At 36.0% G+C, this 19,485-nt stretch carries 19 protein-coding genes; 4 read left to right on the top strand and 15 right to left on the bottom strand.

From position 1 onward, the window contains the following. Positions 1–166: 166 nt before the first annotated feature. The 14 genes from KO527_RS10110 to KO527_RS10045 form a co-directional block, all read right to left on the bottom strand. Positions 167–1,783: a flagellin gene (locus KO527_RS10110; protein ID WP_216040183.1), complete on the bottom strand. Its 1,617-nt coding sequence runs from the start codon at positions 1,781–1,783 to the stop codon at positions 167–169. 357 nt (positions 1,784–2,140) lie between these two features. Then, on the bottom strand, positions 2,141–3,649 hold the full coding sequence (gene flgL / locus KO527_RS10105; protein WP_216040182.1) for a flagellar hook-associated protein FlgL: 1,509 nt from the start codon (positions 3,647–3,649) through the stop codon (positions 2,141–2,143). A 10-nt stretch (positions 3,650–3,659) separates the two neighbouring features. Beyond that, complete coding sequence (gene flgK / locus KO527_RS10100; RefSeq protein WP_216040181.1) at positions 3,660–5,705, bottom strand: flagellar hook-associated protein FlgK; 2,046 nt, start codon at positions 5,703–5,705, stop codon at positions 3,660–3,662. Between the two features lie 27 nt (positions 5,706–5,732). Next, complete coding sequence (flgJ, locus tag KO527_RS10095) at positions 5,733–6,776, bottom strand: flagellar assembly peptidoglycan hydrolase FlgJ (RefSeq protein WP_216040180.1); 1,044 nt, start codon at positions 6,774–6,776, stop codon at positions 5,733–5,735. Positions 6,777–6,997: 221 nt separating this feature from the next. Beyond that, the gene (locus KO527_RS10090; RefSeq protein WP_216040179.1) at positions 6,998–8,101 is read right to left on the bottom strand and encodes a flagellar basal body P-ring protein FlgI; all 1,104 of its coding nucleotides are present in this window, start codon (positions 8,099–8,101) and stop codon (positions 6,998–7,000) included. Positions 8,102–8,114: 13 nt separating this feature from the next. After that, the gene (flgH, locus tag KO527_RS10085; protein WP_216040178.1) at positions 8,115–8,816 is read right to left on the bottom strand and encodes a flagellar basal body L-ring protein FlgH; all 702 of its coding nucleotides are present in this window, start codon (positions 8,814–8,816) and stop codon (positions 8,115–8,117) included. A gap of 20 nt (positions 8,817–8,836) precedes the next feature. Then, positions 8,837–9,625 carry a flagellar basal-body rod protein FlgG gene (flgG, locus tag KO527_RS10080; protein WP_042143029.1) on the bottom strand — a complete coding sequence of 263 codons (789 nt, stop codon included), beginning with the start codon at positions 9,623–9,625 and terminating at the stop codon, positions 8,837–8,839. Positions 9,626–9,639: 14 nt separating this feature from the next. After that, positions 9,640–10,407 (bottom strand): flagellar basal body rod protein FlgF, encoded by a 768-nt coding sequence (locus KO527_RS10075; RefSeq protein ID WP_216040177.1) that lies wholly within the window; start codon positions 10,405–10,407, stop codon positions 9,640–9,642. A gap of 252 nt (positions 10,408–10,659) precedes the next feature. Next, entirely contained in the window at positions 10,660–12,117 is a 1,458-nt protein-coding gene (flgE, locus tag KO527_RS10070) for a flagellar hook protein FlgE (protein ID WP_216040176.1), read from the bottom strand. Between the two features lie 17 nt (positions 12,118–12,134). Continuing rightward, complete coding sequence (locus KO527_RS10065) at positions 12,135–12,854, bottom strand: flagellar hook assembly protein FlgD (RefSeq protein WP_216040175.1); 720 nt, start codon at positions 12,852–12,854, stop codon at positions 12,135–12,137. A gap of 12 nt (positions 12,855–12,866) precedes the next feature. Continuing rightward, positions 12,867–13,289 carry a flagellar basal body rod protein FlgC gene (flgC, locus tag KO527_RS10060; protein ID WP_042143035.1) on the bottom strand — a complete coding sequence of 141 codons (423 nt, stop codon included), beginning with the start codon at positions 13,287–13,289 and terminating at the stop codon, positions 12,867–12,869. Between the two features lie 17 nt (positions 13,290–13,306). Then, positions 13,307–13,705, bottom strand: a complete 399-nt coding sequence (flgB, locus tag KO527_RS10055) for a flagellar basal body rod protein FlgB (protein ID WP_216040174.1) — start codon at positions 13,703–13,705, stop codon at positions 13,307–13,309. Between the two features lie 159 nt (positions 13,706–13,864). Then, complete coding sequence (locus tag KO527_RS10050) at positions 13,865–14,695, bottom strand: protein-glutamate O-methyltransferase CheR (RefSeq protein WP_216040173.1); 831 nt, start codon at positions 14,693–14,695, stop codon at positions 13,865–13,867. A 35-nt stretch (positions 14,696–14,730) separates the two neighbouring features. After that, positions 14,731–15,663, bottom strand: a complete 933-nt coding sequence (locus tag KO527_RS10045; RefSeq protein WP_216040172.1) for a chemotaxis protein CheV — start codon at positions 15,661–15,663, stop codon at positions 14,731–14,733. Positions 15,664–15,697: 34 nt separating this feature from the next. Between KO527_RS10045 and flgA the strand changes: the two genes are divergently transcribed. The 3 genes from flgA to flgN all read left to right on the top strand — a co-directional run bounded on the left by flgA (position 15,698) and on the right by flgN (position 17,351). Further along, positions 15,698–16,519, top strand: a complete 822-nt coding sequence (flgA, locus tag KO527_RS10040; RefSeq protein ID WP_252733604.1) for a flagellar basal body P-ring formation chaperone FlgA — start codon at positions 15,698–15,700, stop codon at positions 16,517–16,519. Positions 16,520–16,588: 69 nt separating this feature from the next. Then, entirely contained in the window at positions 16,589–16,909 is a 321-nt protein-coding gene (gene flgM, locus KO527_RS10035; protein WP_216040171.1) for a flagellar biosynthesis anti-sigma factor FlgM, read from the top strand. A 4-nt stretch (positions 16,910–16,913) separates the two neighbouring features. Continuing rightward, positions 16,914–17,351, top strand: coding sequence for a flagellar export chaperone FlgN (gene flgN / locus KO527_RS10030; RefSeq protein WP_216040170.1), 438 nt, complete (start codon positions 16,914–16,916; stop codon positions 17,349–17,351). A gap of 14 nt (positions 17,352–17,365) precedes the next feature. Here the strand turns inward: flgN and KO527_RS10025 are convergent, their stop codons facing one another. Then, positions 17,366–17,821 (bottom strand): LPP20 family lipoprotein, encoded by a 456-nt coding sequence (locus KO527_RS10025; RefSeq protein WP_216040169.1) that lies wholly within the window; start codon positions 17,819–17,821, stop codon positions 17,366–17,368. A gap of 166 nt (positions 17,822–17,987) precedes the next feature. Between KO527_RS10025 and KO527_RS10020 the strand changes: the two genes are divergently transcribed. Further along, positions 17,988–19,163 (top strand): flagella assembly protein FlgT, encoded by a 1,176-nt coding sequence (locus KO527_RS10020; RefSeq protein ID WP_216040168.1) that lies wholly within the window; start codon positions 17,988–17,990, stop codon positions 19,161–19,163. Positions 19,164–19,485: the final 322 nt, after the last annotated feature.

Genomic DNA, 19,485 nt, shown 5'->3' with positions numbered 1-19,485 from the left:
GTAATAAAGTGATAAAGTATTAAAGTAATAAAGTAATAAAGTAATAAAGTAATAAAGTAATAAAGTAATAAAGTAATAAAATAATAAAATAATAAAATAATAAAATTAACAATATCCATTAAATGAAGCAGTAAAAATTACTGCTTCATTAGGACCATTAAAAAGACTAACCACCCAATAAGGATAACGCAGCCTGCGGCAACTGATTAGCTTGGGCAAGTATAGAGGTACCTGCCTGTTGTAAAATTTGATTTTTTGTCATTGTTGCTGTTTCAATAGCAAAATCTGTATCCCTAATTCGACTACGTGAGCCAGATGCATTTTCTGATACATTCTGTAAATTAGAGATCGTAGAATCTAAACGATTTTGTACTGCACCAAGCTGGGCTCTTTGCGTATCAATTTGTGCTAATGCACCATCAATTACATCAACAGCCATTTGAGCACCAATTGCTGTTCCGACATTTAAATCTTCAACATTTTCTAATTGAGATAAACCTCCACCAGTTAATTCAGCTTGACTAGATTGAATACCAAAATCATCATTTCCTGTTGTTCTAATCGTTCCAATAAAATTTATCTCATTAGTATTGGTAGACATTCCGACATTAGCACCAGTACCAGAACCAACTAAAGTCATTGATTGTAAAGTTTGGGCAGGGTCAGAAATATCACCTTCATAATCATGAGAGGTAGCAGAAACAGTTAAGCTAGAAACATTTTGAGCTCCACCTCCAGAAATAGTAACATCAGAAATTTGGATATTATCACCATTTTCACTGGTTAAAACTAATGCCCCTTCAGCTGATAATTTCGCTGAAATACCAGTTTCATTAGCACTATTGTTGACTGCAATAGCTAGAGTGCTTAAATCTTCTGTATTAGTAAATGATGCTTTTATTGTAGGAGCTGCCTTAGTTTCATCGGTATTACTACCCCTTAAAGCAAAAGTAATTGTTGTTTCACCTGATACATTCCCTGTTGCATTCCCTGAAGCAAAATCTAGAGAAACGACAGTACGTGCATCAGCAATTACACCTGTTGTAGTTGTTGCACGATTAATTGCATCCTGAACGTCTACAGCTGTACCTGAACCTGAAAATGTTGCAGTAGCAGAACCTTGAGTTCCTAATATGCTTACAGTTTGAACCGTACCAGCTGAACCCAGAAATGCATGCTGTGTAGCTGCGCCTGAGAAAGCAATACCACCTAGACCTGTTGCACCAGCAGTTGAACCAAGGCTTTGCCCTGCATTCATAGAAAATGACTGTGCACCAATATCTTCCGATGCAAAAGAACCCATACTTACATTAATAGTTTCAAATGACTTAGCACCTACTTGAAAACTTTCAGAGCCAAATGAACCATCTAATAATTTACGATCACCAAATGATGTTGTTTCTGATATACGGTCCAATTCTGCTTGTAATTGACTTACTTCTTCTTGAATTGCTGCACGATCTGAATTTGAATATGTACCATTTGCAGATTGTAAAGCTAAATCACGCATACGATGCAATATGTTTGTACTTTCTTGTAGTGCACCTTCAGCTGTTTGTGCCATAGAAATACCATCATTTGCATTTCTTACAGCTACATTTAACCCGTTAATTTGTGAGGTCAAACGATTTGAAATTTGAAGGCCTGCAGCATCATCTTTTGCACTATTAATTCTTAAGCCTGATGACAAACGTTGCATAGATGTTTGCAACATATCGGTCGATTTATTTAAGTTACGCTGGCCATTTAGCGACGCAACATTTGTATTTACACTTAAAGCCATGATTAGAAATCCTCTTTTTGGTCCTACCATGGTTAAAGCAACCTGTATGCCAACAATTGAATTTCAAAATAAACGAGGTAATAAAAAAAACAAGAAACAAGTTTAATTCAATATAAATCAGTAGGATAAAACAAGGTAAACAATTTAAAACATACTCTAAATGATTATAAAAAAATCTATTTTGTCCATAATTAATTTTTGACGGTTAAGCCTTGCCGATTATTACAAATTATTGCCGCTTGTAATTTTCTGAAATAAAAGTAGTCTTTAGAGGTTTTTTTAATATAAAAATTGGGTGGTCACTTAAGGAGTTTGGGAATAAAAAAGTGACCGGTTAGTCACTTTTAAAATTTAATTCTATAAATAATTAAATAAGCTCAAATTCTGAATTTTAGCAAAACTTTGTTGGCTTGCTTGAAGCCCTGTAATCGAGGTTTGAAGGTTATTCATCGCTTCATAAATATCAACATCTTCTAATATTGATAAATTTTTAGTTAACACATCTTTAAATTGTTCAACTGCAAGCGCTTCATTTGATATCGTATTTAACCTCGCACCAATTTGTGAACGAATATTATCAACATTAGTAAATACATTTTTCAACTCATCTTGTAATGTACCAAGCATTTCAGCTCTTCGTGTATTTTCAGGCCTATCGAGTCGAACTGTTTCACCTACAACTTCAGCTCCTGCCACTGTGATTTCTATTCCATTAAACTCTATTGATGTACCTGCAGGATTATAAGCTTGAGCAGGTACCGCATTTGCTATTACAGTTACAGGGATCGTAGATCTATCAACTTCATCTATTTGGATCTGACCAGCAGCAGGAAAAGAAATTTGGAAATCGGCAAGATTATGATTTTCAGGATTTTTAATTTCCCCTCCCCCAACTCCTATTAAGGAACCAGCATTGGCCGAACCTGTATAAGTCGTACCCAATATCTTTGTTGCATCAATAGCTTGCTGAATAACCCACATCATATTTTTTTCAGGGGCTGTAGTGGAGTCTTGTGACATAACAAATTGATCACCAGCAACCGGCGGATTATTAACATCTGTTTTTACAGAAATCCCTTGAAAAGTTATTTCATCACCTGCGCTATAAGTATGAGGTCCCTCAACAACAGTGCCAGACTGTGTATCAACAGCCTGCCAAGTTAATGGTGCACCTACAAACTGTAAATCAAAAGTACTAGCTGGAGCCGTTGGCTGTGAAAATTCAGTTGGATCTGTAATTAAACCAACTGATACTTGTGCACCACTTACTCCTGGTGCAGCAGCTGTAAAATTGCCATACTTTGAAGACACATTATCAATAAAACTACTGCCGGAATCATTTACTGGTACTTGATATGACGCAGCGATCAATACTTCTCTTTGACCGTCATCGCCTTGATATTGTGCATAACCGAAAACATCTTCTTCATAAGGAATTTGATCTGTTTGAAAACCTGAATAAAAGTAATCACCGTTGGCATTTCTTGAGTTGGTTAATGAAAGTAACTCATCATATTTAACTTGTAGCTCCTCTCCTATTGCTTGTAGAGAATTACTATCTAAAGCACCATTAACAGATTGCACTAACAACTCTTCAATACGATAAAGTACATTTGTCATAGATTGTAAATTTGACTCACCTGAAACATTAAAGCGTTCAGCTGTATCTTGCGTTTTAATATAACGCTCAGAAACATCAATCTCTTTTTTTAACTTTATAATTGAGTTTGAAGCAACGGGATCATCCGAAGGCCTTAAAATTTGCTTGCCTGTAGATAATTCTTCTTGAGCACGATCTAAATCAGCTTGTCTAGTCTGCATACTAAATAAACTACGGTCATAAAAGTTTTGTGTACCAATTCGCATAATTTATTTCCTATCTAACCGCTTGTAATAAAGTATCAAAGGTTTCACTTGCAACAGTGATTATTCTTGCTGAAGCGGCATAAGCCTGTTGATAACGAATTAAGTTAGCAGCTTCTTCATCCAAATTTACGCCAGAAACCGCTGCCATTCTTTCTTCAGCTCCAGCTAACAGTGTTTGAAATGAATCGGCACTGATTTTCCCACTTTGTGTAATTACTCCAACATAAGTAACAAGCTCAGCATATGATTCAGAAAAAGTATTTGTGCCGCCATCTAATGTCTTTTTGTTTTGATAATTCAACATAGTCAAAGCATTTGTATTATCACCTTGACCAAATTTCTTATTATCAAACGGAGGAGCACCATCTTGATTTGTAATCGTAAAAACTTCATTTCCGGCTAAGTTACCTTTTAGCTCTACTCGCATACCTGGCACATCTATTATTTGATCCGCAGGTATATTGAATGGACCACCAGCTGGAGCGCCTAATGCAACACCTGCTGAGTTTTGAATACTGTATTGTGTACCTGTTGGGTCAACTACCACTCTAATTTGAGGGTCTAAAGGAATAGGGAAGTTTGCTGCATTTGGAAAGTTAGTATCTGCTATATTTGATATTTCATATAAATTAACTTCAACATTACCAGGGTTATTAACTGAAGCCGTTTCTAAATAATTATCAGCAGCAGCAACTAAGTTTGGATCTTCAATTTCTAAATTTATATCCCTGGCACCAGTGTAAGTTGGTCTAATAAGGAATTTATCTCCAACGGCAAGATTATTATTAGGTATGTTGATATCAATCCCCGTACCTGGAATCTCCATTCTTGTATTAGTAGGAGGTGACATGGCTGTAATATCAGCTGGAGTAAAAGTCACTAATGTATTGTTATCTTGATCTGTTACAACCAAATTACCACTAGAATCGACTACCATTGAATAGTCTTGATTAGTTAATAGAGAAGTATTATTAATATTAACTGAAAAATCTGTAACAGTTGGGTTGTTCGTTGAATTTAAGGTACGAGATAAAGCTAATTGTGGGTCGTTTATATCCTTATATAAGTTCACCCCTTCATCGCCATTTAAATCTCGGCCTAAAGATTGCTGACGGTTAAATGTATCAGCATAAGCAATAGACATTTTTCCCATATCTCTTATTGAAGGTAATAAAAGGTCATCTCTTATTTTTATTACCCCCCCTAAGGAGCCACCTTGTATTTGGTCTGTTACGATCGATTTATTTGGCGCACCAGGTGTTGCAGAAATGCCAATTTCTAATGTACTAGTATCAAATTCATTCCTTTCTACAGACAATGGTATCGCAAATGTGCCTGTGATTAATGTTAAACCTGTACCGATAGTCAAGTTAATAGTACCATCTGGTAACTCTAATGTATTAACCTCAGCATATTCACTTAATTGGCTTACTAATAAATCTCTTTTATCTAATAAATCATTTGGCGGAAAGCCACTACCAGAAACAGATGTTGCAACAGCTATCTCTCCATTTAACTGTGCTATTCGACTACTAAGTTCATTCATAGCAGAAACTGTTGTTTCTATTTCTTGATTAATATTACCAAGGTGTTGTTGTTCTACTTCTGTGAACATATTATTAAAACGTTTAGCAGTAGATTCTGCGGTACTTAAAAATACATTCCTAGCAGATACAATTGTTGGCTCTTCAGTAACACCATTTACAGCATCAAACATATCTTCAATGCTTTTAGTGATACCTGTATCAGTGTCAGCCAAAAAATTATCTAAACGACTTGCGTTTACCGTCATTGAATTATTTAAATTGTATTGGCTCTGATTATAAAGTACTTCGGAAAAGGAAAATTCATTAAAAGCGCGGGAAATTGACGATATTTGTGTACCATTTCCTAAAAAAACACCACCAAATGGAATACCTACTGTAGATTGTTGCTCAACGGTCTGCCTATTAAAGCCTTTAGTATTTGCATTTGCAATATTATGCCCAGTAGTATCTAAGCCTTTTTGTGCAGCCGCTAATCCAGATACCCCTGTTCCTAAAATACCAAAACCCATAACCTAAAACTCCAAAATTATTTGATATTAGTTACCTACCACTTGCTTTAGACCTTGAGTAAAACGCTCGCTTTTTAATATATCTATAATTTTGTCGGCGTAATTAGGATCTGTGGCGTAACCAGCTTTTTGTAATGAATGCAAAAACTGTTCCGAGTCTGACGATTTAGAAAGTGTTTCTTGATAACGGGGTCCTGAACTCAAAAAATTAGTAAAGTCATTAAAGCTGTCTTCTATGGTTTTATAAGCTCTGAAAGCTGCATTTTTCTTAACTGCAACGCCATCTTCAAACTCTAAAGTTGATTTTTTGACACTCTCGCCCTGCCAACTATTATCAGCTTTAATATTAAATAGATTATTGCTTGATGCTCCCGTTGGCTGATTAATAATATGTTTGCCCCAACCGGTTTCAAGCGCTGCTTGTGCAACCATAACGGCAGGATCTAGGTTAATTTTTTCCGCTGCTTTTTTAGCAAATTGCCACATTGAATTAATGAAGTCTTTTGGAGTTTCAAACTTAGGCTCTACAGTATTTTCAACTGGCGCTTTTTCTTGCGGTTTACCTGCTAAAAACTCTGCTTGCTGCTGCTTAAATCTATCCGTTATCCATTGGGGAGTAGTTTCTTTTTCAGGTAGGCTATGAGAGTTCGAATTTTGTAAAACAAAACTATTCACTTGTCCTACTTTTGATGATTCGTTATTAAAGCTTGCATCAGATCGTAAAACTGAAGCCGGTTTATAAGTTTGGTAATCAGGACTTAATTGCTGAACAATCAAATCAGCTAATCCTAATGATCCATTTTGAGAAAGATCTGATGTTAATTGCTGATCAAACATGCCTTCATAGAACTTTGTTGAACTGCTATTCATAGGACTATCTGATTCAAAAGCTTCATTTGCTTTACGCATACTTTGCATCAACATATTCATGAATATACCTTCAAAATGCTGAGCCGCTTTTTTTAAAGCCTCTCTATCATTACCATTACTACTGGTAGCATCATGTCTTAATTCATTCAGACTATTAAGATCAAAGTAGTTGCTTGGCATTTGTTGGTTGACTTCATTCATAACAATTTATTGACACTGAACTGATTAATATTAAGGAAAATGCAACTATTAAGCCAGAATATTAATTTTATTATTTAAGCTTTAGTTACCTTAACAAATACGCTAAAAAGTATTAATTTAGAAGGGTAAATGAGAGTAAGAAATGAAAGGGGAAACAACATCATATAATTACAAAGCACCCTAACGAGGCGCTTGGTAATTTTTAAATATATATCGCTATTTTATATTACGATTAACTGCCCACTTAATGCGCCAGCTTCTTTTAGCGCTTCAAGTATTGCCATTAAATCACCTGGTGCTGCACCAACTTCATTAATCGCTCTGACTAAATCATCTAAACTGACACCAGGGTCAAAAACAAAAGCGCGAGTATCATCACGAGACACATCTACGATACTTTGTGTAGTAACAACTGTTTGGCCTTCAGAAAAAGGGTCTGGTTGATCAACTTTCTGTTGCTCAGCTATAGTGACTGTCAAACCGCCATGAGTAATTGCGGCTGGTTGCAATTTTACATCTTTACCGATTACAATTGTACCTGTTCTTGAGTTAACAATAATTTTAGCGCCTGTATCTGCGGGCTTAAATTCAAGGTTCTCTAAAGTTGCTAAATAGGCAACACGCTGCGAAACATCTCGAGGAGCTGTCACTCTAATTGAAGTTGCATCCATGGGGCGAGCCGTATTAGGTCCGACTAAGTCATTAATTGAATCAGCTAGGCGCTTTGCTGATGTAAAATCAGGATTATTCAAATTAAAAGTAATGTAATCGCCTTTTCCAAATGGGCTAGGAACTGAACGCTCTACTGTCGCACCGTTTGGAATTCGCCCTACTGTAGGGGTATTGATTAAGACACTACTGCCATCTAACCCTTCAGCACCTAATCCACTTACTATTAAACTACCTTGAGCAATTGCATAAACATTACCATCAACACCCTTTAAAAAAGTTTGAAGTAGCGTACCACCACGTAAACTTCCCGCACTTCCTATTGAAGAAGCCGTTAAATCAATTCGTTGTCCTGGCTTTGCAAAAGCAGGTAAATCAGCATGCACGGCAACAACAGCTACATTTTTAATTTTTGGCCTTGCACTTTCAGGCAAGGTAATACCAAAACTTTTTAGCATAGCTTTAAATGTTTGCTCAGTATAAAGCGTTTTTTCACCTGTTCCAGGTAAACCTACCACTAAACCATAACCTAATAATTGGTTAGAGCGTATGCCTTCTACCATAGCAACATCTTTAATACGCTCTGCAAATGCTTTCATGGAAAAAGCAGATAAGGACAAAAATAAAAGTACCTTTAAAAAATATGTAATATTCATAATATTGCCTCTCCTAAAAAGGAGATAATACGCTCATAAAGAAACCTGATAACCAACCTGCACTTTGTGTTTCTTGCAAATCACCTTTACCTGAATATTGAATGCGTGCATTTGCGATTCTGTTTGATTCAACTGTATTTTCTGCACTGACATCAATCGCTCTTACAATACCTTCAACTCTAATAAACTCCTCTCCAGTATTTAAGGTTAGCCATTTTTCACCACGGATCATTAAATTACCATTTGCTAATACCCGCATTACGTTCACAGTTATATTACCGCTTAAACTATTTGATTGATTAGATTTGCCTTCTCCAGTAAATGAACCGCCTGACTTCATTCCTAACTGGATACTCTGACCACCAATATTTACATTTTTTCCGCCCAAACCTACGATTGGGTCTAAGTTGTAATCAGACTCTTTATCTGTTTCTGTTTTTGCGCTTTTTGATGCTTGAGTTGACTCTTTAAGCATCACAGTAATAATATCGCCTACTCTGACCGCTTTTTTATCTGAGTACATGTCATTAGTGCTGATTGCATTGAATAATGACCCTGTTGGAACGATATTTTTCGCCTCAGCAGCAGGAGCTATGGGAGTGTAATAAGGGTCATTTGAAACAACTTGTCGATTTGCAGTCGATACACAGCCGGCAAGTAAAACACAAACAACAAAACTAACTGTAGGTTTAAAAACACGCGTTAATCTAGACATAACCCTATCTCCTAAAATACTTATAGTTGCTGGTTAATAAAGCTCATCATTTCATCAACAGCTGAAATCACTTTAGAGTTCATTTCATAAACCCTTTGTGTTTCAATTAAGTTAACAAGTTCTTCCGTCGTATTTACATTAGAAGTCTCGAGCGCGCCTTGCACTATAATACCTAAACCTTGTACACCTGGATTACCCTGAACAGGCGCACCACTTACTGCAGTCTCAGTAAATAAGTTTTGACCAGTCGGTTCAAGCCCTGCTGGGTTAATAAAGTCAGAAATCGTTAACTGACCAATTACCACGTTTTCAGCCTGCCCACGAATATGAACTGATACTTCACCATCTTGCGAAACGGTTAGCGATTGTGCATCATCAGGTACATTCATTTCAGGTTGCACTGGAAAGCCCGCACCTGAGGTCACAACTCTTCCATCACCATCTGTCGTAAACTGGCCCGCTCGTGTGTAAGCTTGACTGCCATCTGGCATTAACACTTCAAAGAAACCTTGCCCTTGAATCATCCAGTCCATTGAATTGTCTGTGGTTAATAAATTACCTTGTGAAAAGTTTTTTTGAGTTGCTACAACTTTAGTACCCGCACCTAACATTAAACCTGAAGGCAATTCAGTATCTTGAGAAGAGCGACCACCTGGTTGATTGATATTTTGATATAACAAATCTTCAAATACTGCACGGCTCTTTTTATAACCAACCGTGCTGGCATTCGCCAAGTTATTTGAAATAACAGATATATCTGTCTGTTGAGCATCAAGCCCTGTTTTACTGATCCACAATGCTGGGTTCATTATCTATCTCCTGCCTAAACTATTCTAAGTAAAGAAGATTGACTTTCATCCATCTTCTCTGCTGTTTTCATCATTTTGACCTGTAACTCAAATTGACGTTGATGTGAGATCATACCCACCATTTCTTCTACCGGGTTCACGTTTGACATTTCAAGTGCCCCACTTAGTACACTCACACCAGGATCTAAATCACAAAAGCCACATAACTCACCTGCAATTTGTGCATCTTTTGGCCTAAACAAACCATCTAAACCTTTTTCTAATTGATTATTATTCTCTGGCTTTATGATTTTTAATTGATCAACTTCTTCCATAAAATTAGCAGGCGCACCTTGAGGTCTAACTTGTATCGTACCATCACTGCTAATCTCTATTTTTTCAACTGGAACAGGTAATATGATTGGACCACCAGAACCTATCACGGTACTTCCTCTGGCAGTTAATAACTCTCCAGTTGCTGAAACATGTAAGTTACCTTCTCTGGTATAAGCTTCATTGCCTTCTTTATCTTGAATACTTAACCAACCACCACCGGATACTGCAATATCTAAATTGCGTCCCGTTGTAGCGATAGGTCCTAAACTCATATTTGAGCCAGGCCTTTCAGTCATAGCAAATACCCTCGAAGGCATGCCTTCACCAAAGGCTTGCATGGAACGCGCTTGTTCAAAATCAGATTTAAAACCGGTTGTTTTTGCGTTAGCCAAATTATTGGCACTTACAGCCGTTCCAATGAGGTTCTGCTTTGCGCCACTCATCGAAACATATAACAATTTATCCATTGTAAAACGCCAAAAAAATGATACTTACATAGATACAGCAATTTTGATGCCAATGCATATCGCACATGATTTATTTGTTAGCTAGAGGAGGTAGTGATACTAAAAATTAATAATATGAAGGTTTATAATTAACGGAAGCATTGGTGATATATGTAATAAAAAGGTTTTAAATTAACGACCAATAATGATTTTTGATAATTAATTTAAAACCATGCCACGCAGTGGCCTTAATAAAAGTGCGAAGCAGCTTTATTATCTGATTTGCAATATTGTTTGAGATATTGAGTTATTTACTTCAAGTGCTCTAGAGTTAGCTTGGAAATTTCTTTGTGCAGTGATCAAATCAACAAGCTCACCGGTTAAATTTACATTAGATTGCTCAAGTGTACCCGAACGAATAGAACCGAAAGTGCCAGAGTCAGGCTCGCCTGCAAGCGGATCACCTGAGGTTTGGCTTGAAGTCCAACTTGTATTACCGATTTGAGTCAAACCTTGGTCATTTGGAAAACGCACAAGCGCCACTTTACTGATCGCTTGTGAGTCTCCATTTGAGTATTTAGCTTCAATTAAACCATCTGTACCGATAGAAATCCCCGTTAAACGCCCCACAGTTTGACCATCTTGGCTTAATGCTGATACTTCGAAAGGGGTAGAAAACTGTGTAAGATTAGTCATTACAAAATTAAAGGTTTGATCTGAATTAGCTCCATTGGTAATAGCACCAGCACCATCATGCGGTATCGCAGGTACAGGGGCTGTAATACTACCCACAGCACCTAATGGCTCAGTGATAGGTGTAGGAAAGGAGCCCGGTACAACAGCTCCGGAAGTATCAAACTGTAATACCATTCCTCTTTGACCTGTTGTTGCTTGATATTCTAAAGGAGTATGACCAGCTGGGACTGTAGCATTAGGATCTTGTTGTAAATCAACAGGAACTACATTACCTGCATCATCGGTTAATGTGCTAAACATGACCCAACTATTATTATTTGTATCTGCAGAAGCAGGAATTACACCTGGAGTACCTGGAGCGGCGCCAGCACCAGCACCTAAAGCTGCAGGATTAGTCGTTTTAACATAATAAACAGATGAAATACGGCTATTACCTAAAGAATCATAAACCACTGTAGAAGTAGATGAGGTAAATGTATTTGTATCTGAAGGATCAAAAGCAGCTGGGTTTAGGCTTGTAGCATTTGAATCAAGATTAAAACTTAAATCTATTTGTGAAGTTTGAGCTGGTGCACCGGCACTATCTGGAATTTGGATTGGTGCTGTGGTACTTAAACTAACTGATTTAACAGAACCATCATCATTAACAGGTAAACCTTGTAAAAAATCACCATTTGAAGTCACAATGCGATTTTCAGAGTCCAGCTTAAAAGCGCCGGCACGAGTATATGTAAAGTCACGACTTAACGGCCCATCTGTAGTTACAAAAAAACCATTACCACTTACAGCCATATCTAATGAGTTAGATGTGAATAATAAACTACCTTGATGGAATTGCTGAGCAACATCTTGTGTTAAAACACCACCCCCATTTTGTGTTTTAGAATTAGAAAATAATGAAGTTGAAAATACATCCGCAAATTCAGCTCTTGATTCTTTAAAACCATAAGTATTTACGTTTGCAATATTATTTGCAGTGGTATCTAAGTCTTTTTGTGCCGCTGTTAAGCCGCTTAATGCTATGTTAAATGACATATATAATTCCTACCTTATTAACTAACTTCAATCACATCTTCAAACTTCACACTACCTAAATCTTTGAAGTTGAGTGTTAATCCAGTTCCATTTTGCCCCATACTCACGCTATCAACACGAGTACGCATCTGAACCGGTAATTCAATATGCTGCGCTTTTAAAACACCATTTTCATCTGGCACATTTTGTACTAAACCAACAGCCCTTATTTTATACTTACCATCTGGAACTGGATTTCCTTGAGAGTCTTTTCCATCCCATTTAAATTCTAAGTTACCACCGTTAGATGCGGCCATAGGAACTTCCCCTACAACAGCGCCGCTTTCATCTTCAATACGAATTTTAATATCTGAAGCAGGATACTCTAGAGGTATACGTCCTGACATTTCTTCGCCGGCAGTATTTGTTACATAATGCGTATCAACTAAAACATCTCGACCGACTAAACTTGAAGCTTGCAACGCTTGGTTCGATGACATTGACTCAGCAAACTCATCAAACTTAGTCGACATATTGGTTATACCTTCCGCCATCGACATATTTGTCATCTGCTGCATCATGGCTTCATTGTCTGTTGGATTCGAAGGGTCTTGCATTGCCAATTGTTTTGTCATTAGCGTGAAAAAATCTTCTTGAGTCAGTTCACCTTGAGGTACTGAGTCTGGTTCCTTCTCTTCATTTTTTCGCAAGCTATCGACATAACTACTGCTTTGGCTACCATTAATTGGATTTATCATTTTAGGCTCCTATTAACGTTGACCAAGTAAAATTGTTTTACTTAACATTGTTTTTGCTGCATCCGCTATTTGTACATTTGTTTGATATGCCCGAGATGCTGAAATCATATTTGCCATTTCTTCAACCGTATTTACATTAGGGCGATATATATAACCTTCTTTGTCAGCCATAGGGTGTCCTGGGTTATATTCAACATTCAAAGGTTTATCACTTTCAACAATGCCTAAGACTTTAACTCCAACAGATTCACCACCTTGAGCAGCGGCAGCTTTTGTCAATTCTGCGGCAAATACTGGATGCCTCGCTCTATATGTTTCATCAACACTAGAACTGACTGAATTGGCATTTGAAAGGTTACTTGCTGTTGTATTTAGACGCACTGATTGCGCGCTCATACCCGTACCAGCTATATCAAATACATTAAATAAACTCATAAATTACCTCTCATGCTTTATTGCCCGCTCAACGCTTTTTTAAGCCCTTGGATCTTACCTGTTAGAAATCTTAAACTTGCCTGATACTCTATAGAGTTTTGTACATACAAGTTTCGTTCCACTTGTACATCAACTGAATTTCCATCGCCTGTATCTGGCTGTAAAGGGTTACGAAATTGCGCGTTAGCATTGATAGAATTAGCATTAAGATTAAAGTGTTTATCATGAGTTCGCGTCATAGAACCCGATTGCTTAGATTTAGCTTGATTTAATACTGCGGCAAAATCTATATCTTTGGCCTTATAACCAGGTGTATCTGCATTAGCTATGTTTGTTGCTATAATTTCTGCACGCTGTGACCTTGCTGTCATAGCGCCTGGATGTATGCCAAAAGCTTTTTCAAAACTGATCGCCATAACCCCTCCAAATTTTTGACTTTAGAGAGTTACTGCAAAGGTTAGACCATATTGCGAAGGATTAATAAATAAGGAGTGAGGGTAAAAAAGATAAAATTTAAAACAAATAAAAACAAAGACTTAAAATAAACCTCATGTTTATTTCAAGTCCATTAAAAATTATTTTTTTTGATAAATAATGCCAGGGTTACAGCGGATCATCTCAAAATCATCATTCAATCCCGTCATAGATTCTGATGCGCCTAAAAATAAATATCCCTTTGGATTTAAAGCCTGCGCAAACTGACCAATTATTTTAGATTTAATTTCAGGAGAGAAATAAATAAGTACATTTCGGCAAAAAATAATATCAAACTTGCCCATTAAAGCATAAGAATCAAGCAGGTTTAAATGCCTAAATGTTGCCATTTTTCTTACCGGCTCAACAACTTTTGCCATGCCATGACCACTATCTGTAAAAAACTTTTTACGTCTTTCAGGAGAAAGCCCTCTCGCTAATGCTAAAGAGTCATACTCTGCATTTTTACACAGGTCTAACATCGTATTTGAAATATCAGTACCTACTATTTGTGCTCCAGAAGTAAAGGAACCTAAATTTTTTGCCTGATATTCAGCTGTTGTCATGGCTATTGAGTAAGGCTCTTGCCCTGATGAGCTTGCAGCTGACCAAATTTTAACTGGACGGCGTAAATTTTTAAATTCTGGGAATATTTTACTTTTTAAAAGCTCAAATGGATATTGATCTCTAAACCATAAAGTCTCGTTGGTTGTCATTGCATCAACAACCGCGGCACGCAATTGCCGCTCTCTAGGGCTTAAAGTTTTACTTACCAATTCAGATAATGATTCAACTTCAAAGCGCCCCATTAAAGGTGCTAAACGGCTTTTTACTAGATACAACTTATTATCACCCAAAACAATTCCGCACTGCTGTTCTAAAAAAGTGCGAAATTGATTATATTCATGCTGCTCTAAGTTTTTATTAGCCAAATTTGATATACCTATATATTAAGTTAAAGTGAATATTAATCACAGTGAACCCATTTTTTAACTGCTGCAGCCAATTCATCGGGGTTAAATTTAGCAATAAAATCATCTGCACCTACTTTTTCAATCATAGCTTGATTGAAAACCCCACTTAATGAAGTATGTAATATAACATGCAAAGGTGCTAATCGAGGATCAGCTTTTATTTCTGCAGTTAATGTATAACCATCCATTTCAGGCATTTCTACATCTGAAATTAACAAACCAATTCTTTCGGTTATATCTGTTGTACATTCTTTTTCTGCAATTTCTCTGAGCCTAATAAGTGCTTCTTTACCATTTTTAGCAAGTTCGGTTTGAATACCCAGAGGTTCAAGCGCTCTTTTTATTTGATTACGGGCAACAGCAGAATCATCCGCTATAAAAATAATACGCTCTCCTAAATCTTTTTGAATTTCGCCGTCATCTACAATCTCAGAGCTAACCTCTGTATCAACAGGGCAAATATCACTTAATATTTTTTCAACATCAAGGATTTCTACAAGTTCTTTTTCTATTTCAGTCACGGCTGTAAGATATGAATTTCTACCAGAGCCTGATGGAGGAGGTAAAATAGACTCCCAATTCATATTCACTATACGCTCAACTGATCCAACTAAAAAGCCTTGCACAGAACGGTTATATTCAGCAATGATAATAAAGCCATTTTCAATATCATCAATGGGATTACCACCTATTGCCATAGATAAGTCAATTACAGAAATAGTTTGACCACGTATATGTGCCACACCTCTAATATACGAATTCGATTTTGGTAACGAAGTTAGTCGTGGGCATTGTAAAACCTCCCTCACTTTAAACACGTTTATACCAAAGCGCTGACGGCCTCTAAGTTTAAATAACAAAAGCTCTAGTCTATTTTGACCTACTAACTGTGTTCTTTGGTTGACCGAGTCTAAAATGCCCGCCATTTCAATCTCCTGAATGAAAAGCTAAATATTAGGAATGAATATTGCTTTCATAAAAAGTATAAGTAAATTTATATACAGCAAGCGTCTGATTATTGACGCAAAATATTTATACCCTGTTTTCAACATAAAGCATAGTAGAAACATAATGAGTTTGTTTAATAAAAATCATCATAAGTTAATTTTTTTTATATTTTTGACATTATTATCCAATAACGTCACAGCAGTAAGCTATTCAAAAGCGCAATTAGAGCAGCTTGCTATAAATTATTTAGAACAAGATTTACAAGGTTTGACTAGTGGTACGCGAAAACTATCAGCGCTTGCCATTGATCCAAGAATACCCGATAAAAATTGTGATACTGAATTATTAATCAATTCAGCAAAAGTACAAAGAAGTAATCGGCAGAGTACGATACAAATTAAGTGTTTAGATGAAAAAAAGTGGAATTTATATGTTCAGGTCAAAATTATGGAGCTTGCCCCTGTTGTTGTTGTCAATCAAAACCTAAATAAAGGCGAAGTTATTACAAAAGAACATCTCAGTATAAAACAAATGCAAAAACATTTAATCAGAACACAATATTTAAATGAAACACAAAGCACTACTCTATTAGGAAGTCGTAGTAAACGGAATTTAAGAAGTGGATCAGCAATCACTTATAAGCAAGTTTGTATGGTTTGTAAGGGAGATAAGGTCACTATTTTTGCAGGTGTACGTGGATTAAGGATAAAAACAGCAGGATTTGCGCTACAAGATGGAATTATTGGCCAAAATATTTCTGTTAAAAACTCTAAGTCTGGTAAGAAGTTACATGCTAAAGTACTAGGTGTTGATCAAGTTAAAGTAAGTATTTAAGATATATGTTAAACTATTTCTAAAATTGGCCGATACTAAAAGTAGTGAAATTTTAATGCGAGATATCTCATGGTTAACCAAGTAAATAAAGGCAATCAACAAAATGTTGCCTATACAAATTCAAAGCAGCTGAATGTCAGTAAAGACAATTCAACGACACCAGTACAAAATCAGCCCGCAGCGACAGCTAAAGCAGCTACTGACTCTGTAAGTTTAACACCTCAAGCACAACAACTTCGAGGCTTACACGAAAAGGCTGAACAATCGCAAGGTTTTGATAGCAAAAAGGTAAACGAACTTAAAAAAGCGATTAGTGAAGGTAGTTATCAAGTGAATGCAGAAAAACTAGCTGAAAAAATAGCTGGCTTCGAATTCGATTTATACGGTTAATAAAATGATTGAACAAAATGCAGTACAAAATATTCAGCAGTCTTTAATTGAGCAAAAGCAAAACTTAGATGCTTTATGGCTAATTTTACAAAATGAATTAGAAGCAATCAATGCCAGAAATGGTAATGCTTTAGAAAGTACAGCAAAAGAAAAAGTCATATTATTAAATAAAATATCAACTTTAGATAAAAAGTTAACCAACTCTTCTCTTGAGCAAATAAAAGAAGTGGTGCCTTCAATAAAAGAAGATATTAACGCAATAAATGAGCAATTAAATAATTGTAAGCAACAAAATGATACAAACGCTCATGCTGCCCACCAAACGCACATCGCCGTAAAAAAAGTAACCGATATACTACTTGGTTCAATCAAGTCTCTTACTTATGATAATAAAGGTAAGTCGCAAGCGGGCACATTATTAAGCAAAGGTATAAAAGCCTAATCACTCGGCTTAATTTAATAATATGTGATCTTTTTTACAGTTCTTGGTTTAACTTGACCTATATACAAATCATGAACTAACTTCATATCAAGCTCTAATTCTGTAGCATAACTATCGCCAATCGCATAACTTTTAATCACTTTAGCGCCTCTAACAGCGCCTTGAACTTTAGAGTTTAACGTATCATTGGTTGTGATCATGCCGCGAACAGATGAGTTAGCTGTAATTTGTTGGCCGTATACTTGCTCAGCAAGTTCTCTATAAGCTTCTAGCTTTGATGCTTTAATCGCTAAAATCTCTTTTTGCTGCTGGTTTTTACCAGGCTGTAAACTAATAGGCGCATAACCAACCGCTTTTAAAATAGGAAAAGAGTCCGGTTGCAGGTAATCATATTCAACATGTTTATTAAACATACTTGAACATCCACCTAAGAGTGATGCGATACAGGTACCTATTATTAGCTTATTCATAATGTCGACTTACATCCGATGAAAGTTATTTTTGATATCTTATCTATGCATGTTATATGCCCATTTTGTATTAATAGAAATAGTTTGGCTGGATTGGTATAGGATTTGCTTTATTTACTATCTTTATGATTGAAAATGTAATGTTTTACAAATTAAAGAGCGATTTATGAATAAGTACTTTTTCCTATTTTTATTGTGCATAACACTTCCCTCGTACGCTCAATGGTATGAATCTACTGGGCAATCTCAAATAAGAGACGGTGATACTCAAAGTGCAAAAACAAGAGCCATAGAAGATGCAATTAAACAAGCTCTTATATTCGCGGGTGCATCTGTCACTAGCGTGCAGACTGTTGCTAATGGTTTAATGACACAAGAACAAACCCATGTCAGCTCCCATGGCGAAATACAAAATATTGAGTTAGTCGATGAAGTTTATTCAAACGATTCAGTTTCTGTCACCTTACGTTTAGATATTTTTGCAGATGAAAAACAATGTTTTGCATCTGAGTTTAAAAAGAGCTTAGCGATTACACAAACACAAATGCCTAATCAAGAACAGGCTCGAAATGGCCAAATTTTTGACATTAATAAAACCTTTAGCGCAAAAATATTCAAAAGCATTAAATCAGCAGAATCAATTACACCTAGAGCCTACTATCAACAAGCAATTCCAGTGATCGATTTTTTTAATCAACAGTATAATTTTGACTCTAGGCTTATTGAACAGATCGCACAAAATAGTGACAGTCAATATGTTTTAATCTCTAAGATCAAAGATATATCTATGGGCTCACAGCAAAATTCTGACATCATGTTTTGGCAATCAAACAGTTTTGAGCGATTTTTTGATTTTGAACTCATTCTTTTTAATGCCGTTACACAAGAAGTTATTTTACAACAAGATTATGCTACAAGCGGCATTTGGCGTTTTGATAAAACCGTAAAAGTTGATACTAAAAGCAATACTTTTTGGCATTCAGAATATGGACAAGCTTTAAATGAACTATCAAATCAAATTAGTCTAGATTTACAAGAAAAATTATCTTGCTTACCAATCCAAGGAAAAATAAAACATATTAAAGACAATACTGTTACCTTTAATTTAGGCAAACAGCATGGCGTTAAAAAAGGCCAATCTTTTGCTATTGCATATCAATCTTTTTTTACTGATGAGCAAGGAGTTCAACAGCCTTATATCATTACAAGTGCTAACCAAGTCAGAGTTAATCAAGTTTATAACCGTAGCGCTATAGCTAATAGCATTGGCGATGAACTATTAGCTAATATTCAAACTAGCGATATCGTATTATTAATAGAAGTTGAAGAGCCTGAACTATAAAGCTGAATTAAATGCGCTGAGAAGCGCATTTATTGAAATATTTTACAGAGTCATTAATCACTCATAACCAAATTGTATTATCTAAGGTCTATTACACGCATAATCTCCCCCGTCATCTTCGAATTGTTTTATCTAAGATCTGTTTTTGATTTCAAGTTAAGTCAGCTAAAACATTGTATACCTGAAAACATTCATAAAAGTAAATATTTAAAACAAACCAATCGATTTTACCAATCATAGTAATAACTACAATCAATTAGACCTATTTAACAATCTGAGTAATACTAAGCTCATACAAACGAAACAAATCATACAAAATAAC

Origin of the sequence: Pseudoalteromonas sp. C2R02 (genome assembly GCF_018860845.1) — a bacterium.
In the GTDB taxonomy this organism is placed as follows: Bacteria; Pseudomonadota; Gammaproteobacteria; order Enterobacterales; family Alteromonadaceae; genus Pseudoalteromonas.
This window is presented reverse-complemented; position numbering and strand designations above follow the sequence as displayed.